At 64.8% G+C, this 25455-nt stretch carries 27 protein-coding genes and 1 pseudogene; 17 read left to right on the forward strand and 11 right to left on the reverse strand.

The window, feature by feature from the left end; all coding sequences use genetic code 11:
* Positions 1-68: 68 nt before the first annotated feature.
* A complete protein-coding gene (locus E4O86_RS05400) occupies positions 69-812 on the reverse strand; it encodes a GntR family transcriptional regulator (RefSeq protein ID WP_161139499.1) in 744 nt (247 codons plus the stop codon).
* A gap of 205 nt (positions 813-1017) precedes the next feature.
* Entirely contained in the window at positions 1018-1779 is a 762-nt protein-coding gene (locus E4O86_RS05405) for an enoyl-CoA hydratase-related protein (RefSeq protein ID WP_161139500.1), read from the reverse strand.
* A gap of 218 nt (positions 1780-1997) precedes the next feature.
* Here E4O86_RS05405 and E4O86_RS05410 point away from each other — a divergent pair, with 218 nt between their 5' ends.
* Both E4O86_RS05410 and E4O86_RS05415 read left to right on the forward strand, forming a co-directional pair.
* A complete protein-coding gene (locus E4O86_RS05410) occupies positions 1998-4070 on the forward strand; it encodes a 3-hydroxyacyl-CoA dehydrogenase NAD-binding domain-containing protein (protein ID WP_161139501.1) in 2073 nt (690 codons plus the stop codon).
* 206 nt (positions 4071-4276) lie between these two features.
* On the forward strand, positions 4277-5095 hold the full coding sequence (locus E4O86_RS05415; RefSeq protein ID WP_161139502.1) for a glutathione S-transferase family protein: 819 nt from the start codon (positions 4277-4279) through the stop codon (positions 5093-5095).
* A 78-nt stretch (positions 5096-5173) separates the two neighbouring features.
* Here the strand turns inward: E4O86_RS05415 and E4O86_RS05420 are convergent, their stop codons facing one another.
* Positions 5174-6109, reverse strand: a complete 936-nt coding sequence (locus E4O86_RS05420; RefSeq protein WP_161139503.1) for a quinone oxidoreductase family protein — start codon at positions 6107-6109, stop codon at positions 5174-5176.
* A 283-nt stretch (positions 6110-6392) separates the two neighbouring features.
* On the opposite strand from E4O86_RS05420, the gene E4O86_RS05425 reads away from it, so the two are divergent.
* The 7 genes and pseudogenes from E4O86_RS05425 to E4O86_RS05455 all read left to right on the forward strand — a co-directional run bounded on the left by E4O86_RS05425 (position 6393) and on the right by E4O86_RS05455 (position 12652).
* Positions 6393-7277 carry an alpha/beta fold hydrolase gene (locus E4O86_RS05425; protein WP_161139504.1) on the forward strand — a complete coding sequence of 295 codons (885 nt, stop codon included), beginning with the start codon at positions 6393-6395 and terminating at the stop codon, positions 7275-7277.
* 5 nt (positions 7278-7282) lie between these two features.
* Entirely contained in the window at positions 7283-8179 is an 897-nt protein-coding gene (locus tag E4O86_RS05430; protein ID WP_161139505.1) for a VOC family protein, read from the forward strand.
* 110 nt (positions 8180-8289) lie between these two features.
* Positions 8290-9444, forward strand: coding sequence for an ABC transporter ATP-binding protein (locus E4O86_RS05435; protein ID WP_161139506.1), 1155 nt, complete (start codon positions 8290-8292; stop codon positions 9442-9444).
* Between the two features lie 559 nt (positions 9445-10003).
* Positions 10004-10198 carry a hypothetical protein gene (locus E4O86_RS05440; protein WP_161139507.1) on the forward strand — a complete coding sequence of 65 codons (195 nt, stop codon included), beginning with the start codon at positions 10004-10006 and terminating at the stop codon, positions 10196-10198.
* Between the two features lie 15 nt (positions 10199-10213).
* Positions 10214-10609 (forward strand): annotated as a pseudogene (locus E4O86_RS05445) (hypothetical protein); the annotation flags it as partial.
* The gene (locus E4O86_RS05450; protein WP_161139509.1) at positions 10609-10812 is read left to right on the forward strand and encodes a hypothetical protein; all 204 of its coding nucleotides are present in this window, start codon (positions 10609-10611) and stop codon (positions 10810-10812) included. The pseudogene E4O86_RS05445 and the gene E4O86_RS05450, both read left to right, overlap by 1 nt.
* Positions 10813-10888: 76 nt before the next feature.
* Positions 10889-12652 (forward strand): ABC transporter permease, encoded by a 1764-nt coding sequence (locus E4O86_RS05455; RefSeq protein WP_246206225.1) that lies wholly within the window; start codon positions 10889-10891, stop codon positions 12650-12652.
* Here the strand turns inward: E4O86_RS05455 and E4O86_RS23135 are convergent.
* Positions 12642-13061 (reverse strand): site-specific integrase, encoded by a 420-nt coding sequence (locus tag E4O86_RS23135; protein WP_205520719.1) that lies wholly within the window; start codon positions 13059-13061, stop codon positions 12642-12644. The two genes, E4O86_RS05455 and E4O86_RS23135, sit on opposite strands and share 11 nt — an antisense overlap.
* Before the next feature lie 196 nt (positions 13062-13257).
* Positions 13258-13710 (reverse strand): hypothetical protein, encoded by a 453-nt coding sequence (locus tag E4O86_RS05460; protein ID WP_205520720.1) that lies wholly within the window; start codon positions 13708-13710, stop codon positions 13258-13260.
* Between the two features lie 110 nt (positions 13711-13820).
* On the opposite strand from E4O86_RS05460, the gene dusA reads away from it, so the two are divergent.
* Complete coding sequence (gene dusA, locus E4O86_RS05465) at positions 13821-14840, forward strand: tRNA dihydrouridine(20/20a) synthase DusA (RefSeq protein WP_161139510.1); 1020 nt, start codon at positions 13821-13823, stop codon at positions 14838-14840.
* Between the two features lie 26 nt (positions 14841-14866).
* Positions 14867-15697, forward strand: a complete 831-nt coding sequence (locus E4O86_RS05470; protein WP_161139511.1) for a sulfite exporter TauE/SafE family protein — start codon at positions 14867-14869, stop codon at positions 15695-15697.
* Positions 15698-15705: 8 nt separating this feature from the next.
* Here E4O86_RS05470 and E4O86_RS05475 read toward each other — a convergent pair whose 3' ends face one another.
* From E4O86_RS05475 to E4O86_RS05485, 3 genes are all read right to left on the reverse strand, one after another.
* A complete protein-coding gene (locus E4O86_RS05475) occupies positions 15706-16080 on the reverse strand; it encodes a PRC-barrel domain-containing protein (protein WP_161139512.1) in 375 nt (124 codons plus the stop codon).
* A gap of 71 nt (positions 16081-16151) precedes the next feature.
* Positions 16152-16775, reverse strand: coding sequence for a retropepsin-like aspartic protease family protein (locus E4O86_RS05480; RefSeq protein WP_161139513.1), 624 nt, complete (start codon positions 16773-16775; stop codon positions 16152-16154).
* Positions 16776-16784: 9 nt separating this feature from the next.
* The gene (locus E4O86_RS05485; RefSeq protein WP_161139514.1) at positions 16785-17582 is read right to left on the reverse strand and encodes an adenosylcobinamide-GDP ribazoletransferase; all 798 of its coding nucleotides are present in this window, start codon (positions 17580-17582) and stop codon (positions 16785-16787) included.
* An 83-nt stretch (positions 17583-17665) separates the two neighbouring features.
* Between E4O86_RS05485 and cobT the strand changes: the two genes are divergently transcribed.
* Complete coding sequence (gene cobT / locus E4O86_RS05490; RefSeq protein WP_161139515.1) at positions 17666-18688, forward strand: nicotinate-nucleotide--dimethylbenzimidazole phosphoribosyltransferase; 1023 nt, start codon at positions 17666-17668, stop codon at positions 18686-18688.
* Here the strand turns inward: cobT and E4O86_RS23470 are convergent.
* The 3 genes from E4O86_RS23470 to E4O86_RS23910 form a co-directional block, all read right to left on the reverse strand.
* Positions 18685-19446, reverse strand: a complete 762-nt coding sequence (locus E4O86_RS23470; protein WP_161139516.1) for a cytochrome c oxidase assembly protein — start codon at positions 19444-19446, stop codon at positions 18685-18687. The genes cobT and E4O86_RS23470 overlap by 4 nt on opposite strands.
* 171 nt (positions 19447-19617) lie before the next feature.
* Complete coding sequence (locus E4O86_RS05500; RefSeq protein ID WP_161139517.1) at positions 19618-20037, reverse strand: BA14K family protein; 420 nt, start codon at positions 20035-20037, stop codon at positions 19618-19620.
* Positions 20038-20212: 175 nt separating this feature from the next.
* Complete coding sequence (locus E4O86_RS23910; RefSeq protein ID WP_161139518.1) at positions 20213-21718, reverse strand: ATP-binding protein; 1506 nt, start codon at positions 21716-21718, stop codon at positions 20213-20215.
* A 213-nt stretch (positions 21719-21931) separates the two neighbouring features.
* Here E4O86_RS23910 and E4O86_RS05510 point away from each other — a divergent pair, with 213 nt between their 5' ends.
* The 5 genes from E4O86_RS05510 (at position 21932) to E4O86_RS05530 (ending at position 25418) form a co-directional block, all read left to right on the forward strand.
* A complete protein-coding gene (locus tag E4O86_RS05510) occupies positions 21932-22543 on the forward strand; it encodes a glutathione S-transferase family protein (protein WP_161139519.1) in 612 nt (203 codons plus the stop codon).
* Positions 22540-23280 carry an MBL fold metallo-hydrolase gene (locus tag E4O86_RS05515; RefSeq protein WP_161139520.1) on the forward strand — a complete coding sequence of 247 codons (741 nt, stop codon included), beginning with the start codon at positions 22540-22542 and terminating at the stop codon, positions 23278-23280. Before E4O86_RS05510 ends, E4O86_RS05515 begins: the two co-directional genes overlap by 4 nt.
* Entirely contained in the window at positions 23280-23897 is a 618-nt protein-coding gene (locus E4O86_RS05520) for a uracil-DNA glycosylase family protein (RefSeq protein ID WP_161139521.1), read from the forward strand. The genes E4O86_RS05515 and E4O86_RS05520 overlap by 1 nt, the downstream gene beginning before the upstream one ends.
* A 133-nt stretch (positions 23898-24030) precedes the next feature.
* Positions 24031-24519, forward strand: coding sequence for an Lrp/AsnC family transcriptional regulator (locus E4O86_RS05525; RefSeq protein WP_343039103.1), 489 nt, complete (start codon positions 24031-24033; stop codon positions 24517-24519).
* Between the two features lie 179 nt (positions 24520-24698).
* Entirely contained in the window at positions 24699-25418 is a 720-nt protein-coding gene (locus E4O86_RS05530) for a hypothetical protein (RefSeq protein ID WP_246206226.1), read from the forward strand.
* Positions 25419-25455 lie beyond the last annotated feature (37 nt).

Here is a 25455-nt window from a genome sequence, read left to right on the forward strand (position 1 = left end):
GCACTTAGATCAAAAACTCATGCTTGTAGGTTGTTCCGAAGCAATCAGGACTCCGCTGTTGAAAGCCCCTAGCGGAGCTTGATGTCGAAGCGGACGACCTTGCCGTCGTAGATGCCCAGCGCGATCAGCACGGCAGTGCCTTTCTTGTCCACGGCACGGCGGTAGACATAGGCGACAGGCGCGTTGAGCGGGATGGATAGAGACTCCGCGGTCTCCATGTCCGCAGTGCCGATCGTCAGTGTCTGAAGGGCATCGACGATCGTGACGCCTTTGACGTCGTTGATCAGCTGCAGCGCCGTCTTCGTCTCGATATCCTTCTGCGTGATCTTGTTGCGCAGACGCTCGTCGATATAGACGTCCGTGAGAAGGAAGGGCACGTCGTGGCGCCAGTGACGCCGGCGCAGATGCCTGTAGGCCGGCGCGAGCTCGCCGATCATGTAGGGCACGTCTTCGAGCACGACATTGGGCTCGTCACTGAGCACCTCGATCGTCGCAGAGGTGCTCGGCCGCAGGAGCCCCGACCAGTCGGTGCCCACAGCGCACCACAGCTCCTCGCGCGGCCGACGCCGGACGAAAGTGCCCTTTGCGCGAAAACGCTCGATCAGCCCCTCGTCCTCCAGGATGTCGAGCGCCTGCCGGATCGTCGCGCGCGCCACGCCGCAATCGACGGAAAGCTCCTCCACGGTCGGGGTCTGCTTGCCGACGGGCCACTGACCGGAATCGATGCGCTGCCGGAATAGTGTCGCCAGCTGGATGTAGCGCGATACCGCGCTGCGACTGAAGTCGAGCGCCTTTCGCTGCGGAATGCTCATCTGTTCAAACGGCCCTCTATTTTGCGTAGACTGCTCGTCGGCACACTGCGACTCAAATACGGTCTGCCACTCACGCTTGCATCATCGCCTTGACGTCGACGCTTAGTGCTTGTGGGAATGCACAAACTCAACACGGCAATGCCAAAGACGGGTAGGGAACGGGCTACGCACCCAGAACACTTTTACCAAGCACAGTGGACCGGCGCTACCAACCGCGGAAAACCGGCGCTCGTTTCTCCACCGCCGCGCGGATCGCCTCACGCGCATCTTCGGTTGCCATGAGCTTGGTGCTGAACTGCTGCTCTAGCTCATAGCCTTCGTCTACCTGCATGAACTCCACCCGATTGAGCGCTTCTTTGCCTAGCCGAAGGCCGAGCGGTGCCTTTTTCGCGATGACAGAGGCCAGTTCCTCGGCAGTTCCGCTCAGCCTATCGCCCGGCACAACCTGCTGCACGAATCCGAGGCGGTAGGCCTCTGCGGCATCAATCGGCTGTCCTGTGAAGAACATGCGCCGCAGTAGGCCCTGAGGCAGGTGGCGGCCCATGTGAGCCGTGCCGCCGCATCGGCCGACATTGATTTCCGGAAGACCGAAGGTTGCCTTTTCCGCGGCGATGCGAACGTCACAGACCGAGGCCAGCACGCACCCCGCGCCGAGCGCGGGGCCGTTCACCGCCGCGATGACCGGCATCGCCGCGCCGCGAACTGCGGCGAACATGTGCCGCACAATCTTGGCGCGCGCTGCATCGTCCTCGACCCTCGCGCCCAGAAATTCATTCAAGTCGAGCCCGGCGCAGAAGGCGCGATTCCCCGCGCCGGTGAGAACAACGACGTTGACGTCTGTCCAATCTTCCATGCCGGCGAACAGGTGGCCGATCTCCTCATAGAGCTTGATGGTGAGCGCGTTGACCGGCGGCCTGTCGATGGTGATCCAAGCGATTCCATTCGCCCTTTCGACGTTCAGCGTCATCGGCTCCAATCCAAGCTCTTGTCATCGTAGCGTTCCCTGTTCCCAGGGAGCAGCGGAATGCGTACCGACAATATGGACCGCTATAGAATAAAAAGCTAGTTCTATATATGATAGGCTGCTGACATTCTCCGCGCCGGGATCTGGCTCCCCTCCACAACGACCCTCCACAACGACCCTCCACAACGACCCTCCACAACGAAAAGAGATCCGGACTGGACATGACGACCGATTCCTGGGAGTTCGTGCGCCTGAAGTTCCGACCTGTAGGCGAGCGGCGGATCGCTCTCCTCACAATAGACCGCCCACCGGTCAATGCCGGTTCGGTCGGGGTTCGCCGCGATCTGCTCGCGGCATTGTCGTCGCTTGACGCAGACAAAGACCTTGCGGGTGTCGTGCTTAGCGGCGCAAATGGCAATTTCCTAGCTGGCTCCGACATCCGAGAGTTTGACGCTGCTCCGCAGGAACCGCATTTGCCGGAAGTGATCGCCCTTGTCGAACGGCTACCGGTGCCGGTGGTCGCAGTGATCGAAGGGGCGGCACTTGGGGGCGGCTACGAGTTGGCACTTGGCTGCGATTACAGACTGGCGGGGCCGAACGCGGTCGTCGGGCTGCCGGAGGTGACGCTCGGCCTTATCCCGGGAGCGGGCGGCACGTTCAAGCTCCCTCGTCTCGTTGGGGTCGCGGCGGCGATAAGACTTGTCACGTCGGGTTGCCGCCTCAAGGCGGAGGAAGCCGCTCGGCTTGGTATGGTCGACGCCGTCAAGGCGGGTAACTTAATCAAGGCTGCCGAAAGCCTGATCGTAGGCGGGCTGCAGAAGCGTGTTCTCCGCGATTTCCCTTTGCAGAGCGGTGACAACGCCGACATTGCTGCCGCCCAGGAGGCGGCGCTCCGCAGCGCTTCAGGTTCGGTCGCCGTCAGCGAAGCGATCGAAGCGGTGAAAGCTTCAGCCACTGCGGACGCCGAGACGGCGCTTGCCGCTGAGCGCGAAGCATCGCTCCGACTGAGGCGCGGTCCGCAATCGCAAGCGCTCAGGCATCTCTTCCTGGCAGAGCGCGTCGCGGCTCGCCCACCGGAAGGCGCGACCGCCGGCACAATCTCCAAAGTGGGAATCGCCGGCGCCGGCCGCATGGGGGTGGGCATCGCCCTCGCCTTCGCCAGCCTCGGATTCGAAGTGCGGCTCGCCGAGCAGAGTACCGAGGTACTTGCGGCCGCTGAAAAGTCACTCGCCGATGGCGCCGAGCAGATGGCCAAGCGCGGCCGCGCGAAATCGGCCGGTGCTGTCACCGACCGCATATCCGCCGGCCCGCTTACAGATATGGCCGACTGCGACCTTGTGGTGGAGGCGATTACCGAGGACATGGACGCCAAGATCGCGCTCTTCGCCGACCTTGCGAGAACCGTCCCAAGCACGACCATCCTCGCAAGCAACACCTCGTATCTCGACATCGACCAAATCGCCGCCGCAGTTCCCTCCCACCCGGAGCGCGTGGCGGGGCTGCACTTCTTCAACCCCGCCCACATCATGCGCCTGGTTGAGGTCGTGCAGGCGGAGAAGACGTCCGTGGACGTGCTCGCGACGCTTCTCGCCGTCTGCCGCAGGCTCGGCAAGGTGCCCGTCGTCGCGCGGGTCGGCGAAGGCTTCATCGGCAACCGCATCTTCAACGCCTACCGCACGCAAGCGGAGTTCCTGCTGGAGGAAGGCGCCTATCCGGAGGATATCGACCGGGCCATGACCGATTTCGGCATGGCGATGGGCCCCTTCGCGGTGTTCGACCTCGCGGGGCTCGACGTCGCCTGGGCCATGCGCAAACGCCTGGCGTCGACGCGCCGACGCGACGCCCGTTACGTCACCATCCCCGACATGCTGTGCGAGGAAGGACGGTTCGGACGTAAGATCGGCAAGGGCTGGTACGATTATGCCAGCGGCGGTGCGATGCCGGATCCGCGTGTCCGCGAGATGATCAATGCCGCCTCGCAGGCAAAGGGCATCGAGCGGCAACCGATCCCACCTGACACGATCCGCGCGCGCCTGCTCGCAGCAATGATCAACGAAGCGGCCTTGGTGCTTGCTGAAGGAATCGCTGCTCGTTCTTCCGACGTCGATCTGGTGCTCGTGAACGGCTATGGTTTTCCGGCACTCAAAGGCGGATTGCTGCATTGGGCCGCGCGGCAGCCGCGCGAGGATCTGCTCGCATCGATTGCGCAGATGGCAAAGGCAAGCGGCCCCGGTGTCCGCGTCGCACCCAATCTGGAGGAGGTGCTCCACCAAGCCACCTGCTCTGAACTATGACCGCCTGCCTACTTTGACGAAGCGTGGGATGTCTCTTTCGTGCTGCGGAGCCCGTCGCTCTCGCCGATCACGCTCTTGCGCTATATCGTATAAAAAGCTAGACAAACGATCTTTTGACTGCTACGGACCATCGGACGCTAGGCTGGACACGTGCTGACACCGACAGTTGGAGCGAAGGTTGTAGCGCTTGCAGAACTGGATTAGCTATGGCCGAGCTCGTCCTCTATGGTGCACCGCAATCCACCTGCTCGCAGCGCGTTCGCTTCGCGCTGAACGCCAAGGCTTTACCCTTCGAGGAGTTGCAGCTTGACCTCGGCAGGGGCGACCAACTGACCCCGGATTACCTGAAGATCAATCCAAACGCCGTGGTTCCTACACTGGTTCACAACGGTGAGCCGATCGTCGACTCCGCCGTCATCCTGGAATATCTCGACGAAATCTCTCCGGAGCCGGTTTGCTTTACACCGCCGGATGCACTTGGAAGAGCGCGCATGCGTTCTCTCATGCGCTTCATCGACGAGGTGCCCAGCTCGGCAGTGCGTATTCCTTCGTACAACCTTGCCTTCCTCCCGCGTTTTCAGGCCATGACCGAAGAGGAGTTCCTCGCCGAGGCAAATTCGAAGCCACTCCGCAAGGAATTCCTGCTGAAAATGGGCCGCACGGGCTTCCCCAAGCCGGAGATGGACTCTGCGCTCGACCGCCTCTTTCGTGCGGTGAAACGGATGGACGAGGCGATCACGGGAAGCGGAGGCCCGTGGATGATGGGCAGCGTCATCACACTCGCTGACATCGCGATGATGCCGAGCGTCGTGCGCATGGAAGACATCAATCTTGACTATCTATGGGACGGACGGCCGAACATCCCGTGCTGGCTTGACCTGATCCGCACGCATCCGGCCTTCGAGCCAACCTACTATTTCGGTTCGCTTTTGACAGAGAAATACTCGCATTTGGCGGAGATGAAGAGGACCAAGAGCGGTAGGTCGGAGTTAGAGCGGATCAGCGGCTCTGCCGAGGGTCGGTGAAAGTTTACAGGCAATCGGGCCCGCTATTGCGATAGCCGTCCTCACAGGACTCTTCGGCGCCGGCTTCAGGGGGCAGCGCTATTGGGGGATTATGACCTGGCGAGCGCTGCCGCCGGCCTTCTGCCGGTCCCATGCCTCTCGTATGTCGCAAAGCGGCAGGCATTGTGTAGGCAGCACAAGCTCGCCGGCTGAAGCCAGATTGCAAAGCGCCTGATACGCCGCCGCCTGCTCGGCATGAGGAGCACGGTAGTAGGCGAAGCCCATCAGATCGATCGAGTTACGGAGCACCGATTGAACGGGCAGCCTGATGCTCGTTCCTGCGCGGGCGCCGATTTGCACGATCCGTCCGCCGATTCCCATCAGCGGAAGGCAGGCTTCGCAGGGGGCTCCGTTGAGGTAGTCAACGACGATATCGATATCCCGGCCTGCTGCCTGCTGAAAGGCGCGCGTAAGATCGCTTCCGCCGGAGATATCGACAGTCGCGTCCGCGCCGAGCATTCGCGCCGTCTCCAATGCTTCCGGACTACGGCCTACAGCGACGATTCTCCCCGCTCCAAGACGTCTCGCGGCTGCGACTGCGATCAGCCCGCTTGTGCCCGTCGCTCCGAGGACGAGGACCGTTTCCCCGGGGCGGATCTTCGCCCTCCATGACAAAGGAAGCCAAGCCGCGAGGCCCGCATTCCCTATCGCGGCGGCAAGATCATCGCGAACGCCGCTGGGAACGGGCAGGCCGAACTCAGGCCGAACGATCGTCCTCTCGGCCATGGAGCCGAAAGGCGACACGATCGCCATGGCGTTGAAGAATTGCTTCTTTCCGTCTTTGGTCTGCCCGACACATTCCATCCCCAGCACGAAGGGATAGGTTTTTGGGCTCAAGTAGTGCCGACCTTCGGCGACGGCGATGTCCAGATTCGTCAATGCGGCCGCACAGACTTGCACCGTCTCTCCAGACGTTGGATCGGGAAAGTCGCCGTATTCGGGGGTCTTGGACTCGCCGATCAGAGCAGCTTTCATGGTGCGCCTTTCGTCTTGATTTCATAAGCGTCAAAAAGTCAGATGATGAGATGACACTCTGGTCGCCCTGAGGGGATAAGGCGGGACCGCGCTATCGCTTCGCGCAAGCTGAAAATGCGGACGATGCGCCGCAGGTTCGAAGGGCTTGCCGCACTCACATCTACCCCGTATAGGCCATTAGGTCAATCTTCTAGCTTTTACCCTTGACAGACGGTCGAGCGGAACGGTAGGTGTCATTCGCTACCGCCGATCGGATAATGGTGAGCAGCGAGGTCTTTCAGTTATGTCTCAGTCTTACGAAAGCATTTGGTCTCATCTGACGGGAGTTGCGTTCAAGCAAGACTGGATAGACGCCGGTGGTGTATCGACACGGTTCGTTCAAGCCGGCGACCCGCACAATCCGACGGTCATATTCATCCACGGCATAGGCGGCAGCTGGGAGGCCTTCTGCGCCAATATCGGTCCCTTCTCCGAGCACTTCCAAGTCATAGCGTTCGACAATGTCGGTGCAGGCTTTTCCGAAAAGCCGGACAAGCCGCTATACGCGATGTCGGACTATGTCGCCCAACTGCACGGCATCTACGACGCGCTGGGGATTGCCAAAGCTTCCCTGATCGGCGTTTCGATGGGGGCATGGTGCGCGATAAACTTTACCCACGCCTATCCGGACAAGGTTGACCGCTTGGTCGTTGCGGCTGCCTCCGGCATGAAACGCCCCGCCGATTTCCAGTCCACAGCCATCACGAGCATACGAGATGAGAGGGCGAAGGCGATTGAAAATCCCAGCTGGGACAATATCGCCTACATTTTCAGGGATCTCATTCACAATCCCGACAAACGAATCCCCGATCTGATCAAGCTGCGCCAGGCCATATACATGCAGCCGGAGATGAAGGCGTCCATGCAGCGCATTCTGGCGATTACCGCTACGGAGCACTTCAACGAAAGTGCTTTGTCGGACGATCAATGGCGCACGATCAAGCACCATGTGCTCTTGCTCGATTCCGCCGACGATAGCGAGCATTTCCGCAGGAACACTCAGCGGGCCCACAAGCTGCTGTCGAATTCCGAAATCTGGCCGATTACGGGTGTGGCACACTGGCCACAATTCGAGGCGGCGGAGCAATTCAATCCTAAAGTCATCTCGTTTCTGAAGTCGGCCGCTTAGCTGTCATGGCCGCGCGACCGAAAACGTTCAGGCTGGCATACCTGGATTTTGTGTCCGACGACTTGCAGAAAGAGTGCGAATTCTACACCAATGTTGTCGGACTGATCCGAACCGAGTCGGGAAATGCCTCCGAGGCCTTTCTTACGCTGGGGTACGATCACCACAACATATCAATCCGGGATGGAAGCCCGAGCGGACTCTCGGCGATCGGGTATCAGTTGGCAGCCGAAGTCTCGTTGAACGACGTGGACCGTCTCTTGCGGGATCACGGGCTCCGGCCGACGCGAAAGCGCGACGAACGGCCTGGCGTGAGCGACCTGCTGGAGGTCGAAGCGGTGCCGGGCCACACCGTCCATTTCTTTTCCGACATGGACGCCCCCGCGCCCGGGTTTTCCGAGAGGGGGATTGCACCTATACGCCTCGGTCACGTTGCCGTGCTGACCCAGCAGGCCGGGAAGCTTAATACCTTCTACCGAGAGCTTCTGGGCTTCTACCCGACAGACACGCTGGGTGCTGCTCAATTCTACACCTGCAACCATGACCACCATGTGCTGAACATCATAGACGTCCCCTCGGCCGCGCCGCGAGTTCACCATGTCGCGTTCGAGTTGCGAGATTATGCCGCGCACGCGCGCGCGTCAGATGTTCTGGCGACCCACAACTATCCGGTTCTTTGGGGGCCGACACGACATACGTCCGGCCACAACATCTCCAGCTATTTCTTTGATACGCAGCGCAAGCTCCTAGAGCTCTACGCGCAGATGGACGTTTACTGGCCCGATTTGGACATGATGGAGCCGCGTCCGTGGCACCTCCAGAGCCCAATGCGTCCGCAGGTACGGGCTCCTGGCGATGATGCGAATTGGAAGACCGTCTTCAAGTTCGGCTTGTCCCAGGGGTGAGCAGAAAATTGGGCTACATCATCCGCTCCGGGGGCGACCGTCTTGGGCCGGAAAGAGGCGGATCAAGAAGAAATCGTCCTCTAGCGGGGTAGGAGTCTTTTGTGCACGGAATGTCCGACACTGATCGCTCACTCGAAGTATCAGGGCTTACCAAGGTCTACGCCCAGGGCGGACCTAATCCTGGCGGCGTCCGTGACGCGACATTTTCTCTTCCCCCGGGGGCCTTCTTCACGCTGCTCGGGCCCAGCGGGTGCGGGAAGACAACGACTTTGCGGTGCATCGCGGGCTTAGAGACGCCTGATTCGGGCACCATCCGCCTCGGTCGAAGGACATTTTTCGACATCGGCAAGGGCGTTGACGTTCCTTTGAATCGCCGCCGCATCGGTATGGTCTTCCAGTCCTATGCGGTTTGGCCGCACATGACCGTCTTCAACAATGTGGCCTTTCCCTTGCGAGTCTCAAAGACCCGCTTCGGGCACGACGAGATCAAGCGGCTCGTGATGAAAGCCTTGGCCTCGGTGGACCTGGCTTCATTCGCCGATAGATCCGCGACGCGGCTGTCGGGTGGGCAGCAGCAAAGGGTGGCGCTCGCCCGTGCGATCGTCCTGGAGCCGACATTGCTGCTGCTCGACGAGCCTCTTTCGAATCTGGACGCAAGTCTTCGTGAGGCGATGCGGGTTGAGCTCAAGCGCCTTCAGGAGCAGATGGGTGTCACGACGATCTACGTGACGCACGATCAGGCGGAGGCGCTCGAGCTGTCCGATTCCATCGCCGTAATGAACCACGGCAAGATCGTGCAACTTGGGTCACCGGATGACGTCTACTTCCGTCCCCAGGATCCGTTTATCGCGAGCTTTGTTGGCTCGACCAATCTCTTCAGCGCCAAGGCTCTCGAGGCGATCTCCGCGAAGGCCGTCGGCACGGTCATGGCGGGCAAGTGGACGATCAAGTGCAGCTTCGCAAGCGCGGCCGCCGCGTCGGGCAATGTCCGCATCTCCATCAGACCGGAAGCCATCTCACTTCACCCGCCGAGCCTTTCCCGCGACGAAGCGCTCAACCACTTCACCGGAACAGTGACCATGACACGTTTCTCCGGCAAGTCGCGGCGCTGCAGCGTCGAGGCGGCGGGGCTGACGATTCAAGTCGAAGCTGGTGCCGACGCACAGTGGCAGGAAGGGGACGAGGTGCTTCTGGCGTTTTCCCCAAAAGACACTATCGGCTTTCCCGATGCCGAAAGCTCAGGCGCTTTGACATCCGCAGGCTGAGCAAATTGCACTGGGACGGAACCGACATGCATCCGGCTGCTCGGCATCGGATCGCCCATGACATGGAGCGCTGACGCGCGGCGGCTACACAAAGGCCCCGGGGCCGGATCGGCGGATGAACCGGCCGCAGGCTCGGCAGAAGCGGCGGCATCGCGACGCGTGTCGCGAGCGGGCTTCGCAGGCCGAGCAAGTCGACGTGTGCTCACGACACTCTAGGAATAAATTCGCGCCGCCGCTTCTAAAACGAAAAGGTCAATTGAAAAGCCTATTGACTTTTATGGCGGATCGCAGAACCTTTCAACGCTGGAACGGGAGGAACAGATAATGGTCGGGAAATGCCTCAGAATCGGAACCCTCGCAGGCATCCTCTCCTTCTTGTGCGGAGTGCCTTCGACAGTGCTCGCCGCGGACCAAGCTCTCGTCGACGCGGCCAAGAAAGAAGGCAAGGTCGTGTGGTATTCCGTCCTGATTCCTCAGGCAGATCGGCCGGCCGCTGTCGTCCGCGTTCGAGGAAAAGTACGGGATTGAAGTCGAACTGGTCAACAGCGATCCGCCAGGCATGTCGGCGCGCGTCAGAAATGAGCTCCCCGCCGGCAAAGTGCTCGGCGACGTCTGGGACGGATCTCCGGCCAACCCGCCGTTTGGCGATCCGGAAGTCACCGGTGAATACGTGCCGGAGGCGGCCGCTGCTTATCCCGACAACCGAAAGGATGCCGACGGTCATTGGACCGGCATCTGCGTCTACGTCACTTGAGCGGCCGTCAATACGGATCTCGTGAGCGAGGCCGACAAGCCCAAGACTTGGGATGATCTGCTGCTGCCCGAGTGGAAGGGGAAAATGGCCGTCACGTCAGAGCCGATTCAAATTGGGCTGCCGGGCATGACCGGCTATTTGATCAGAGCTTGGGGCGAGAAAAAGGCTGTCGACTACCTCCAGGCTTTGGCAAATCAGGACGTCGCGCTCATTCCGGCCTCGCCGCGCGTCGTTTTGGACCAGGTCAGCCAAGGTCAATACTCCATCGCTTTACAGACCCTGGCGTACCATTCGGTGCTCAGCGCCGAACAGGGGGCTCCGCTCAAGTGGCTCAAGCTCAATCCGATGCAGGTCACGGTCCACGCGGTTGGCTATTTCCAAGGTGCGGGCACCCGAACGCCGCGAAGCTGATGCTGGAATACATGACGTCGGAAGAAGGCCAGCAATTCATCAAGGATGCGGGCTACGTTCCCGCCAACCCCAAGGTGATCCCGAGAGATCCCGAACTTACCCCGGACGGAAAGCACTACGAGGTCAACTTGATGCCTCATGCCGAACTTGCCGCAGGGATGCCGGAATGGGTTAAACTCGAAAAGAGCATCTTCCAGCAATAGCGGAGCGGAAGCGCATCGACGATCCTCGATCGACGAACTTACGGCAGTCTAACGGAACATGAGCAGAGGTTCGTCGATGTACTACTCCGCGGACGTCGCGGCAGCCGGCGTGGAACATGAAGGCCGGCGCCACTCGTGGCTCCGGCTTTATCAACGCATTGGCGCATGGGTGCCAGGGTCGGCGATGACCCTGGTGCTCTGTTTGCTCGTGTTTCCGGCGATTGGCGTTCTGCTCGTCTATGCGTTTACCGGGACCAAACCCGACGGAAGTCTGACGGGCTTCACCTGGGACAACTTTCAAACGATCTTGACCCAGGGCAGGGCTTTGACGGCGGCGGTCAATTCAATTGTCTTTGCGGCATTGTGTACGGCGTTCGCCATCGTTTTAGGCGGGACACTGGCATGGCTGGTCGAACGAACCGATGCGCCTTTACGCAGCCTCAGCTATGTCACGAGCGTCATCTCTATGGGGACGCCATACGTTCTCTATGTGACGGCTTGGGTATTCCTGTTTGGTCGTGCTGGGCCTTTCAACCAGATGTTGTCGCTCATTTTTGGCGATCTCTATCGGCCGATCGGCATAAATTCGATGTTCGGGATGGTGTTTGTCGGGTCACTGCTTTGGATGCCACTGACCTTTCTTTTGCTATCAGCGACCTTTCAGGCCGCAAATGCAGATATGGAAGAAGCCGCGCGGATTTCTGGCGCCTCTATCTTCCAGACTGTGAAAAAGATCACGTTTCCACTGGCCTGGCCCGCGATATTGGCGCTCGCGATCTTCATCTTCATTCGCAGCCTGGAAGCTTTCGAGGTGCCGGCTTTGATCGGGATGCCGGCAGGGATCAACGTTCTAACGACCGATATCTATCAGGCGATGAGGGAGGTTCCGGCGCGAGCTGGATATCCGAGCGCCTTTTCGCTCCTCCTCCTCCTCCTCGTATCCGTCCTGCTGTTTTTTTACAGCAGGCTCTCGCGTGCCGCCGAGCGGTACGCCAGCGTTACTGGAAAGGGATTTCGGCCGCGGCCATTCAAATTGGGAAGGGGGCGCTGGATCGCGGGCGCGTTCATCGTCACCATATTCGTGGTCACGAACGTCCTGCCGCTCCTTGCGCTGCTATGGATGGCCCTGACGCCGTTTGTGGGTTCGATCAGCGCACGAACGCTAAGCGTGATCAGCTTGAAGAACTTCTATTCCGTCTTCAATACGGAGGGCTACTACGAGCTTGTGGTGAACACGCTCATCATAGCGGCGGCGTCTGCGACAGTCGTCATGTGTTTGGCGTTGATCGTCGGCTGGCTTGCCGTCAGGCGGCGGCCGCTGGGGTTAGTCGTTGACCAGCTGGCGACGCTTCCTTTGGTTTTTCCTGGGATCGTTCTTGGCGTCGCCGTCCTTCAGATTGGCCTTGCGTCACCGCTGCCGGTCTACGGAACGCTCTGGCTGATCATCCTGGCGTTCACCATCGGTTATTTGCCGCACGGCACACGTTATGCCTATTCGGGCGTGATACAGATTCACGGTGAACTGGAGGAGGCCTCCTTTGTAGCGGGCGGGGGAACATTCGCGACGATTTCCCGCATCGTGGTTCCATTGGCCTCGCCGGCGCTCGCTTCGGGTTGGCTCTTCGTCTTCTTGGTTTGCTGTCGCGAAATCACGATCCCCATTCTGCTTGCCGGGTCGCATTCCAGGACGATCTCGGTCGGGATGCTCTCATTGTGGAGCGTCGGGCTGGCGGGGGAAGTTGCCGCTCTGGGCCTGTTGTGGATCGCGTTCATGTCGCTTGTGGCGGGTGTCTTCTACCTTATTCTCCGGCGTCAGCAGGCCGACGCTTTCAAGAAGTGAGAAGATCGCCCTCGAAGCTCCGTTTTTCCCTGAATAGCGGAGCCGCGTCAGCTTCTTTGCCTCGCGATGTTGGCTGGCTGACGGTGACGAGCGAGACGTGTTCGATCGAGAACCCGGCCTCAAACAGGCGGCTCGTGCCTTCATGCCGCAGGTCGTGGAGGTGCAGGTCTTCGATCTTGAGCTTTCTGCAGACCCTTAGGAAGGCAGTGCCGACCGAGCGGCCATTGCAGGGGAAGATGCGGCCGACTTCGGCGCCGGTTGCCAGACGCTGCTCCTCCAGGATCGCCCAGGCATCATAATTGCTCGCAGAGAGGAGGGGGATGGCCTGGTGATTGCCCTTCTTCCTCCGCGCGGATCTTTCCGATCTCGGATCAGCAGCGTTCGGGTGCGGGTGTTCACGTCCGACCATTCGCCCCGACAGATCGCGTCCTGCCGCAGCGCCGTGGCGATGGCGAAGCGGATGATGCGCTCGACCGGCATGGTCGGAACGTTCTTGGCGCGGAAGTGGCGGAGGAGGGTGTCGATCTCTTCCTCGGTGGGACGGCGATCCCGCTCGTTGCCCTTCCCAACCAGTCCGAGCCGTTTCAGCGCAATGCGGGCGAGCTCTACCGGCCCGGACGAGAACGGCAGGCCGTGAACCGCTGCGCCATGCGCCAGGAGATTGCGGATTTATCCCAGGTCGATGCCAAGCGGCCCGGCCCGGCGCCCTCGGCGGCGCGGTCCCTCCCGAACTCGATCAGCCGCTCGCGGCCGAGGTCCGCGAGACGGACCCGGCCCAGCCGGTGTTTCAGCAGGTCCATGCTGAAGCCCTTGGAGCGGCCGGTTGGCTTGCCCGCCTCTTTCATGTCGCGAAGGTGGAGGTCTATAAGATCGCCGAACGTCTTAACGCCTTGGACCTTCTTCGGTGTCGGGGTCCGGCCGAGGTCGATCTCGCGCTCGATCCACCGTGCCCACAGCTCGGCGTCCTTGCGCAACATAAAGGCCTCACCAAGATAGCGACCCGTGCGCCGGACCTGGACGCGCCACTTGCCGGAGGGGAGCTTTGAGACGGTGGCCAAACGTGTGCACCTCGTGTGCAGTGAGCGGTCGTAAAGGTCGCATTGGGTCGTAAAAGCGCGTTACAAAAGGCGAACTTGCACACGGTCTGTGTGTCTGAAATACGGGAAAAATGCTGAAATATCAGGCGCCTATGATAGCCGTCGCGCCGATGATGGACTGGACCGACCGGCACTGCCGGTATTTCCATCGCGGCCTGACGAAGCACGCGCTTCTCTATACCGAGATGGTGACGGCCGAAGCGGTGCTTCGCGGCGACCGCGCAAGGCTCCTCGCCTTCGACGAGGCGGAGCATCCGGTCGCCCTTCAGCTCGGCGGCTCGGACCCTGCGCGCCTCGCCGCGGCCGCCCGGGTCGGCGAGGAAGCCGGTTACGATGAGATCAACCTCAATGTCGGATGCCCGTCCGACCGCGTCCGGTCCGGCGCCTTCGGCGCCTGCCTGATGCGGACGCCGGATCTTGTCGCGGAATCCGTCGCGGCGATGAAGGCGGCGGTCGGGATCCCGGTTACGGTGAAGTGCCGGATCGGAGTCGACGAGCAGGATCCGGAGGAGGCGCTCGACCGGCTGGCGGACGGAACCTTCGCGGCCGGCGCCGACGCGCTCTGGGTCCACGCCCGCAAGGCCTGGCTGGAGGGGCTTTCCCCGAAGCAGAACCGCACCGTCCCGCCGCTCGATTACGGCCGGGTCCGCCGGCTGAAGGCGCGCCTGCCGGGCCGCTTCGTGGGGCTCAATGGCGGGCTCGTCGATCTCGAGGCGGCCGCCGCCGAACTGCCCGCCGTGGATGGCGTGATGGTCGGGCGCGCGGCCTACCGGGAGCCGTGGCGGCTGGCCGCGGTCGATCGGCTCTTCTTCGGCGCGGCAAGGGATGCCGACCCCTTCGCGGCGGCCGAGCGCATGATTGCCTATGCCGAGCGGGTCCTGGCGGAAGGCGGGCGGATGGCTCCCGTCGTGCGGCCCATGATCGGCCTCTTCCACGGCTGCGAGGGCGCGCGGCGCTGGCGGCAGATCCTGACGGTCGAAGGGGCGCGGGCAGGGGCGGGGCCGGATGTCATCCGCGCCGCCCTCGCGGCCGTCGCGTCTTCGCGCGAAGGGCTGGACAGCGGCGCGCCGAGGGTCGATAGGGCGGCCTGACCCGTCCCGCCGCCAGACTGCCGCGCATGATTCTCGATACATCCGCCGGCGAGCTTCTCCCGCTCGCTTTCGCCCTCGCCGCCACGGGGGCGATCTCCGGCCTGCTTGCAGGCATTTTCGGCGTCGGCGGCGGAGCCGTCATCGTCCCGATCGTCGATCTCGTGCTGGCGGCGCTCGGCTACGACGATTCGGTGCGCATGCATCTCGCCATCGGCACGTCGCTCGGGGTCATCGTGCCGACCTCGTTTCGCGCCTTCATGGCGCATCGCCGGCGTGCCGCGATCAACATGGAAGTGCTGAGAAGCTGGCTCGTTCCCGTCCCGCTCGGGGTGGGGCTCGCCTCCTTCGTCGCCGCGGTCTCCACCGGGGTGCAGCTTCGGGCGACCTTCGCCTGCCTGGCGTTCCTGCTTTCCCTGAAGCTCATCTTCAACCTGAAGGCGGGCCGCGTCTCCGAGCGCATGCCGGGCTGGCCGGTTCGCGCGCTTGCGGGCATCGTCGTGGGGTTCCTGTCCGCGCTGATGGGCATCGGGGGGGCGGTGCTCAGCATGACCTACATGACGATGTTCGGCCGGCCGATCCACGAGGCGGTCGGCACGGCGGCGGCGATCGGCGTCCTCGTCGCGATACCGGGCGCGCTCGGCTACATGGTCGCCGGCTGGGGCGAGCCCGGGCTCCCGCCCTTCTCGCTCGGCTACGTCAATCTCCTCGCCGTGGCCGTCATGATCCCGCTCTCCATCGCGGTCGCGCCCTATGGAGTCCGGATCGCCCACATGATGAGCCGGCGCCAGCTCGAGGTCGCCTTCGGGCTCTTCCTGCTCACCGTTGCGGTCCGGCTCGGCGTGACGCTCTTCGCCTGAGGCAGCCGTCAGGCCGCGGCGCCGGGGGCCCCGTAATAGCCGCGCACCGCTTCGCCGAAGAGGCGGTCGGCCCAGTCGGGCTCCTGGTCGGCCGGATAGTGCGGCGCTCCGTCGAGCATGTCGCGTCTGACCGAGACCACGTAGCCGCCGAGATCCGTATCGTATCGGAGGATCTCCCAGGGCAGGGGATAGTAGTCCGTCCCCAGGCCGAGGAAGCCTCCTGTCGAGAGCACGGCGTAGGCGACCCTGCCGTTCAGCTTGTTCAGCATGATCGTCTTGATGTGCCCGAGCTGCTCTCCTTCCGAATCGAAGACGTAGGTGCCCTCGACCTTGTCGGCCGAGATCAGGTTCCGGGTCTCGTCGACCGCGACGTCCGCATTCATGAGCCTCTCCCACGCTCGGGTCCTCGGCATTGAAACGGCCGCTCCGAGGCGGTGTTCCGAACGGTCTCCGGTCAGGGCACGAGCACCAGCCGGTCGCCCTCGACGCGCCAGGAGCGGAACCGGTCGAGGACGTCGAGGCCGAGCAGGCTCGTGTCGAGCGAACCCTCCGGCATCACGCCGATGGCGAGATTGCGCAGCCGGAACGGGCCGATCGCAAGAGCGCCGATGCGCGCCGGCGCGGCGAAGGCGAGCCCTGCCGCCGTCCGGACGGGGCGCTCGAACCGCAATCCTTCGAGGTGCAGGCCGATGCGGTCGGCGTCCCGGAAGGTGAGGGTGGTGTTGCTCGCCCCGGTGTCGACCATGAATGTCAGCGCGGTGCCGTCGGCGCTCGCCCGCACGTGGAAATGCCCGTCGGCGCCGCGCGTCACCACCAGCTCGCGCGCTCCGGACGCGCTCTCGACCTCGACCGCCCGGCTCGGATCGAGCTCGCGCAGGACCGGCGCGGCGAGGTCGAGGAGCGGCGTGCGGAAGCTGTAGAGCACGACCAGCCCGAGCAGGATCGCCGCCCAGGTGAAGAGATGCCGGAAGACGAGGCGGCGCTGCCCGCGATAGACGATCGCGCCGCTCAGCAGCAGGACCAGCCAGAGGAGCAGGTAGACGAAGCGGGCGAGCCTCTCGTCGTCGAGACCGAACATCCGACCCGCTCAGATCCCGACGGCCACGGCGGAGAACCAGCTCGTCGAGAAGCCGACGAGGAGAGCTGTCTCCGAAAGCTGCTGCGCCGCGCCGATCGTGTCGCCCGTATGGCCGGCGAGCTTCTGGCGGGCGTGCCGGTTGAAGAGGAGCGTCGCGAGGCCGCCGAGCGCGAGCCCGAGCAGCCCCCCTCTGCCGAACGCGACGAGCGAAAGGAGGGCGAGCACGGCCGCGCTTGCGAGCGCCAGTTCCACGGCTTCGGGCGTCGGGCGCCCGGCTGCGGCCGCGAGGCCGTCCGTGCGGGCGGGCGGCAGCGCGCGCCAGTGCCAGAGGGCGAAGGCGCGGGAAAGCCCGGCGGAGAGGAGCAGCGCCGCGGCGCCATTGCCCGGATCGAGGGCGAGCGCGCCGAGCGCGCCTGCGCGCAGGAGGATCGTGAAGGCGAGGGCGAGCGCGCCATAGGTGCCGATCCGGCTGTCGCGCATCACGGCGAGCCGGCCCGCGCGCGCGGCGACGGCGCCAAGCCCGTCGAAGCTGTCAGCGAGGCCGTCTTCGTGGAGCCCGCCCGTGACGAGGACGAGGAGCGCGAGCGCGGCGCCGGCCGCCACGATTTCCGGCGCGCCCGCGGCGGAGAGCAGCGCCAGCGCGGCGGCAGGTCCGACCGCGATCACCAGGCCCGCGACCGGGAAGGCGCCGGCCGCGCGCCCGAGCTCGAAGGCGCCGGGCGGCACGGTCACGGGAAGGCGCGAGAAGAACGCCAGACACGCGCGCGTGTCCGCCGGCAGCCGTCTCACCTGGTCGAAGTCACGCATCAGCCGTCCCGGTCCGAGCCTCCTATGTTTGCCTGCCGGCGCCCTGCTCTGTAAACCCGGACGCTCCTACCGGAGACGATCCCTTGGCCGATTCCCTATCCGCTCTGCCCTTCGAGGACATCCGCACGCTCTTGGAGCGTCTGCCGGCCGCCGATCAGGCCGCCGCCGCGGCCGTGCGCGCAAGGGATGCGCGGCTCACCAAGCCGCCGGGAAGCCTCGGGCGGCTCGAGAGCATCGCCGAATGGCTCGCCGCCTGGCAGGGCCGGGAGCGGCCGGCGGTGACGCGGCCGCTCGTCGCCGTGTTCGCCGCCAATCACGGCGTGGCGGAAAGGGGCGTCTCCGCCTATCCGCAATCGGTCACGCGGCAGATGGTCCAGAACTTCGCCGTCGGCGGCGCGGCGATCAACCAGCTCTGCAAGGCCTATGATCTCGGCCTGAAGGTGTTCGAGCTCGCGCTCGACTTCCCGACGCCGGACGTGGCCGCCGAGGATGCCTTCGACGAGCAGGGCTGCACGGCGACGATCGCCTACGGCATGGAGGCGATCGCCGGCGGCATAGACCTCCTCTGTCTCGGCGAGATGGGGATCGCGAACACGACCGTCGCGGCCGCCGTCTACCACGCCCTCTATGGCGGCTCCGCCGATCTCTGGGTCGGCCGCGGCACCGGCGTCGACGATGCAGGCCTGCGGCGGAAGGCGGATGCGGTGGCGGCGGCGGTCGCGCGGCTTGCGGACGAGCGCGACCCCCTCGAGATCCTGCGCCGTATCGGCGGCCGCGAGATCGCGGCCATGGTGGGCGCCATCCTCTCCGCGCGCATGGAGCGCGTGCCGGTGATCGTGGACGGCTTCGTGACGACCGCGGCCGCCGCAATCCTCCACGCCATGCGCCCGGAGGCGATCCAGCACTGCCTTTTCGCCCACCGCTCCGCGGAATCGGCGCATGGCGCCGTCCTCGACCGGCTCGGCGCCGAGCCGCTCCTCGATTTCGGCATGCGCCTCGGCGAGGGCACGGGGGCGGCGATCGCGGCCGGCATCGTCCGCGCGGCCGCCGCCGTCCATGGCGGCATGGCGACCTTCGAGGAAGCGGGCGTCGCCGACCGGACCTAGCGGATCCCGCCTCCGGGCAGCGGGTCGGAAAGGCGCGTCAGCCAGAGGCCGAAGCCGCCGACCACGAGGACGGTGAAGAGGATGCCGCCGGGCACCCACATCAGCAGGCCGCCGAGCTGCTGATCCTCGAGCGGGGTCAGGCCCCAGGGCAGCGTCGTGTCGAAATGGACCGCGAAGAGCGCGCGGGGCGCGATGGTGAGGAGCGCGCCGAGCCCGCTCATCTGGAGGGCGGTCGCGAAGCCGACGAAGATTGCGGCGCCGGACGAACGCGTCATCGTGCGCCACAGGAAGAGCGCCGCCCCGAATGTCGTGGCGTGCATCGTCCAGTAGACGAGATCGCTCCGCAGCGTGGCGTCGTAGGGGCCGGGAAGGTGCCACGTCCAGAGCGCCAGCGCGAAGAGCGCGGCGGCGAGGACGAAGCGGAGCGCACGCGGCTCGGTCCTTACGACAGCGGGGGAGCGGGCCGGGAGGCCGAGCGCCACCAGCGGCGCGGCGACGAGCGTGAGCACGATATGCTGGGCGACCCGCGCGGAGAAGAGTGCGACGCTCAGGTTGCAGAGCGGCGAGACGAGCGCGAGCCCGGCGATCGCCAGGCCCGAATAGAAGAAGGTCCGCTCGCGCGCGGGCGCCGCGCGGGCGAGCCAGCCATAGGCGAGGCCGGCGGCGGCGAGGCCTCCGAGCAGCCAGGGATCGAGGTTCCACGCGGCCGCTCCCGGTACGGGAGGGCTGCCGCAATAGGGGATGTACGCTTCCGCCACTGCATCTCCTCCTCTTCGGGCCGATCGAATCGAACGGGGGCGGAAGCGCGAAGTTCCTGCCGGGGCCGGGCCGAGGCCGCCGTTTAGGCCTGCCCCGGCCGGAACGCGAAGGGCCGGAACGTGAAGGGCCGGCGCGAAGCCGGCCCTGCGTTTGCGCAGAGCCTCTCCGCGTCAGAGCTGGCAGCGATGACGGAGGCCGTCATTGCCCAGATAGCTGTCGGTCGACACGTCGTAGGAGCGGTAGCGCGCCTGGCACGCGTCGACATGGGCCTGCGCCGCGCTGTTGCTGCTGTTCGCCGCGCTCGAGGCGGCGGCACCGAGAATCGCGCCGGCGGCGAGGCCGAACAGCGCCGCGGCGGCGGCGTCGCCATTATCATGGTGGTCGCGGTACCAGCGCTGGTAGCGCGCATTGTCCCAGCGGTTCCGGTTCGCGCGGAAATCGCGGCAGTCGGCCGAATTGGGCGACCTGGCGCAGTAGCTCTCCACATATTGCTGGCGCTGCTTCATGTTCTTGCTGGGCTGCGCCATGGCGGGAACCATCGACGTAGCGACCATCGCCACGGCCATTGCCGTCGTCACGAGCTTTTTCATCACGATCTCCCGATGTCCTGCGGAGGGCCGGCTTTCCGGCCGGGTGCCACGCCGGTTGCGGCACGCCTCGGGGGCTAAACGTGATCGGAATCGGGGCGGTTCCGCGGAAGGTCCGGCCCGCGCGCCGCATCGCAGGTGCGGCGGCCGACCTGCGATGCCCGCGCCTGCCGGCCGCTCAGGCCGACTTGCGGAGCTTGACCTGCTTCGGCGCGGGCGCCGCGGCGCGCGACCGGTTGTCCTGGCTGAAGGGCGAGACCACCCGCTTCGCCGGCAGCGTCGCGATCGCCTCGGTGCCGACGCCGACCTGGCTCCTCAGCGTGAAGTTGCCGCCATGGAGATGGACGAGAGCCTGCACGATCGGGATGCCGAGCCCGGTGCCCTGCTCGGCGTTCTTGATGGAGACGGAGCCCTGCCCGAATGCGGACAGCACGATCGGGATCTCCTCTTCGGGAATGCCCGGGCCGTTGTCGCGCACGGAGACGTACTGCCCGCCGGACTGCGTGCGTCCGACCTTCACGGTCACCTCGCCGCCGTTCGGCGTGAACTTCAGGGCGTTCGAGACGAGGTTCAGCACCACCTGCCGGATCGCCTGCTCGTCGAGGACGATCCGCGGCAGCGATTCGTCGAAGATCTGGTCGACCTTGATGTTCTTCTGGCGCGCCTTCAGCTCGAGCAGCCCGCAGGCCTCGTCGGCGAGGTCGGCGAGCGAGGTCAGTTCCTCCCGGAGCTCGCGCTTGCCGGCCTCGATCCGGGAGAGGTCGAGGATCTCGTTGATGATCTTCAGCAGATGCTGTCCGCTGTCATGGATGTCGTTGAGATAGTCCTTGTACGCGGGATTGTTGATCGGCCCGAGCATTTCGGCCCGCATCAGCTCGGAAAAGCCCAGGATGGCGTTGAGCGGCGTCCGCAGCTCGTGGCTCATCGTGGCGAGGAACTGCGACTTCGCCATGTTGGCGGCCTCCGCCCGCCGGCGCGCCTCGTCGGAGACCGCCTTCGATTGCTCGAGCTCGGCGAAGAGCGCGTCCTTCTCGGCGCGGTAGGCGAGGTTCCGCGCGTTCTGCTCGTAGAGATGGCCGGTGAGATGCAGGAAGAGGATCTCCGCGCCGAGCGTCGCGAGCGCGATCATGATGTTGAAGAAGGTCGGCTGGACGATGTGGACCGCCGCCATGCAGAGCGCGATCGGCAGCGTGCCGGCGACCGCCGCCGCCGGGATCGGCGAGGAGAGGAGGGCGCCGACCGAGAGCGCGACGATCACCGCGGCGAGGCGGATGATGCCGAAGCCGTTCGCCATCTCCGGGTTCTCGCTGAGCGGGAAGATCAGGGGAAAGGCCGCCCAGCACAGGCCGTAGATCAGGTCGCGGAGGACGAAGGTCCGCTTCCAGGTCTGAAGGTTCGCGCGCTTCACGCCCTCGCGCAGGAAGCGGTGGCAGGCGTGCAGGGCATAGACATGCGCCGCCAGCATCAGGATCGCCCAGCCCCCGGCGAAATAGACGTTCCCGAGGAGCCCGATCGCGAACGCCATGATAAGGACGAGGATCGGGATGACGATGCCGGAGGAGAGCCTGTTCTTGGCGAACTGGTCCGCCATCTCCTGCTCGAAGTGGAAGAGCTGGCGGAGCGGATCGTCGCTGCTGTGCGACTGCCCCATCAGCGCTCGGGCGATCAGACGCCGCCGCGCCACGCGAGACGGGGGATCCGATATGAGAGGATCCACATCCTGAGCGGATGCCATGAGCCGACCTGTAAGATGTATAGTTCTCGTTGGCGAAAACTCTTATCGAAAGCCCGTTAAGAAACGGGCCTACCGCGAGGGTTAACCAGGGGTATTCGCGATGGACACCGCGGCCCGGACCGGCCGTCCGGGCATGATGGCAACGGTTGAGGAGAGACGGACTTGAAACTGATCGACGGCGGCCGTGCGCCCAATCCCCGGCGCGTGCGCATCTTTCTTGCGGAGAAGGGGATCGGCGTACCGCTCGAGACGATGGACTTGGCGGCGCGTCAGCACCGCACAGAGGCCTTCCGGGCGCTGAACCCGATGCAGAGGCTGCCGGTGCTCGTGCTGGACGACGGCACGCCGCTTGCCGAATCCGTCGCCATCTGCCGCTATTTCGAGGAGATCCAGCCCGAACCGCCGCTCTTCGGCGTCGGTGCGAAGGAGCGGGCGCTGGTCGAGATGTGGAACCGCAGGATGGAGTTCGAGCTCTACATGCCGACCTCCGCCGCCTTCCGCCATACCCATCCGGCGATGGCGGAGATGGAGGTGCCGCAGCTGCCGGACTGGGGCGAAGCGTGCCGCAAGAAGGTGGAGCAGACGCTCGGCTGGTTCGACGAGGAGCTGTCGGCCCGGCCCTTCGTGGCCGGCGACCGGTTCACGATCGCCGATATTACGGCGCTCGTGGCGGTCGATTTCTTCAAGCCGGCGCGCATCGCGCTCCCCGAGGGGCTCGCGAACATCCGGCGCTGGCACGCCGAGGTCTCGGCCCGTCCGAGCGCTTCCGCGTGACCGCCCGCTTCACCGTCGTCGGGTGCGGCGATGCGTTCGGCTCGGGCGGCCGGCTGAACACGTGCTTTCACTTCGCCGGCACGTCCACCATCCTGATCGACTGCGGGGCGACGGCGCTTCCCGGCCTGAAGCGGCTCGGGCTCGACCCGAACGCCGTCGACGCCGTCCTTCTCTCGCATCTCCACGGCGACCATTTCGGCGGAATCCCGTTCTTCCTGCTCGACGCGCAGTTCACGTCCCGGCGGGAGCGCCCGCTCGCGATCCTCGGCCCCGAAGGGTGCGCCGAGCGGATCGCGCGCGCGCAGGCCGTCCTCTTCCCGGGCTCGGAGCGGACGGAATGGCGCTATCCGCTGGATATCCGCGAGATCGCGGCCGGCGGCTCCGCGCCGCTCGCCGGCATGGAGGTCTCTGCCGAGGCCGTGGTCCATCCCTCCGGCGCGCCTTCGCTCGGGCTCCGGATCGCGGACGGCGCCCGCGTCGTCGCCTATTCCGGCGACACCGAATGGACGGAAAGCCTTCCCGTACTCGCCGACGGGGCGGACCTCTTCATCTGTGAATGCTACGCCTTCGCACGCCGCGCGCCCTACCACCTCGATTACGGGACGCTCGCGGCGCGCCGCGCGGACCTGCGGGCGAAGCGGATCCTCCTCACCCATATGAATGCCGAGATGCTCGCGAACCGGGCGGGCGCGGCGGGGTTCGATCTCGCCGAAGACGGGATGACGATCGAGCTCTGATGGCCGAAGGGGAATTGGAGAGGCTCGCGGCGGAGATCCGGGCCTGCCGGATCTGTGCGGAGACGCCGCTGCGGAGCGCGCTGCCGCATGCGCCGAACCCGATCCTGCGGGTCTCCGCGACCGCACGGCTCTGCATTGCGAGCCAGGCCGCCGGCACCCGCGCGCATGCCTCGAGCACGCCGTTCGACGATGCCTCCGGCGATCGGCTGCGCGCCTGGCTCGGGCTGGATCGGGACGAGTTCTACGATGTCGGCCGGATCGCGATCGTGCCGATGGGCTTCTGCTTTCCGGGACAGGACGCCAAGGGCGGCGACCTTCCGCCCCGCCGGGAATGTGCCCCCGCCTGGCGGGCCCGCCTGTTCCGGCTGATGCCCCAGATCGAGCTGGTGCTGGCGATCGGGCAATACGCGCAGGCCTGGCACCTTGGTGACCGTCGCGCCGGCACGCTGACGGAGACGGTCGCGCGCTGGCGCGAACATCTCGGCGCGCCCGGGCCCGCGGTCTTGCCGCTGCCGCACCCGTCCTGGCGGAACAATGGCTGGCTCAGGTCGCATCCGTGGTTCGAGACGGAGCTTCTGCCCGTGCTCCGGTCCGAGGTCCGGCGCCTGACGTCCTGATCGCCGCCGCAGGCATGCGCGGGAGGAGGGAGGAGAAAAAACACCCAGGCGACGCCGCTCAATCCGGACCATGTTGGAATTTCACGGTCGGAAAGTGTAGGATGCAGGAACCGCATTCCAACGAGGGCGCGCCGTGGACCGTGTCGACCGCATGATCCTAACCATCCTGCAGGAGGACGCCACCCTTCCCGTCGCCGAGATCGGCAGGCGTGTCGGCCTGTCCACGACGCCCTGCTGGCGGCGGATCCAGAAGATGGAGGAGGACGGCGTCATCAAGCGGCGGGTCGCGGTCCTCGATCCGGCGAAGGTCAACGCCAAGGTGACCGTCTTCGTCTCCGTCACGACGAACCAGCACAACGAGGACTGGCTGCTCCGCTTCTCGCGGATCATCTCGGAAATGCCCGAAGTGGTGGAGTTCTTCCGGATGAGCGGCCAGGTGGACTATCTCCTCAAGGTCGTGGTGCCGGACATCGAGGCCTATGACGCCTTCTACAAGCGCCTCGTCGCGCGCATCGACATCACGGACGTCTCGTCGGCCTTCGCGATGGAGCGCATCAAGGACGCGACCGCGCTGCCCCTCAACTTCATGCAGCTCGAGGCCCCGGCGAAGACCGTGCGTTAGCCGGTCAGGCCCCCGATCGCGCTCGCTCGGCAATGCTTCCGCGTCCTCGGCCGTCCGTGGTTCAATTCGGCCATGTTCGACGTGGTTCGCCCCGAGTGGAGCGCCATGCGAGTTGTCCCGGTTGCTTTGGTTGACAAAGTTGCCTGCCTCGCCATGTTGGGAGCTAGGGAGATGAGCCCATGGCTGACAAGGCAAGCACCAGGACGGCGACGGCCTCCGCGAAGACCCGTGGTCGGGCACCCACAGGCGTCGTGACGATGGTCACGATCAAGGGTGATCCGATCAAGGCGCTCTCCGGGCTCAAGCTGCCCGTGGGAGCTCAAGTCGCAATCGTGTCGTCGAAGCCCGAATCCGTGCGCGAGATTAGGAAGAGCGTGCGCGGTCGCGTCGCGCGCGTCACCGAAGTCGTTGAGAAGGGGCCGGCTGCCATTCCGGCGGGCGAGAATCCGGTCGTCGACAGGACGGCCTTCGAACCCGATGCGCGCAGCCGGGCGATGCTGGAGGGCATCCGGATCGCGCAGGAGGACCTGCGGGATGCCGGTGGGGCCTATGACCTCGAACAGGTTCGCACGCTGATGCGGGGCGTGTCCCGGCAGGCAGTCGACAAGCGTGTGCAGGACGGTTCGCTTCTCGCCGTTCCCGGACCGAGCAATCGGCGAAGCTACCCGACCCTGCAGTTCAGTTCCGACGGCACGGTGATTCCCGGCCTGAAGGCGGTTCGTGACGCCCTGCAGACCAGCAATCCGTGGATGGTCCTCAACTTCCTGTCCCGCCCGGACAGCCGGTTGGGCAATCGCAGGCCCATCGACCTGCTGAAATCCGGCGATCTCGAACGCGTGCTTGACGCCGCTAGAGCGGAATCCGATCAGGTTGCATCATACCCTGCCGCTTTGAAGTAGTTGGCGCATTCGGCTGGTGGGAAGAGATCGATGAGGC

The sequence above is a fragment of the Propylenella binzhouense genome (assembly GCF_009866965.1).
GTDB lineage: Bacteria > Pseudomonadota > Alphaproteobacteria > Rhizobiales > Afifellaceae > Propylenella > Propylenella binzhouense.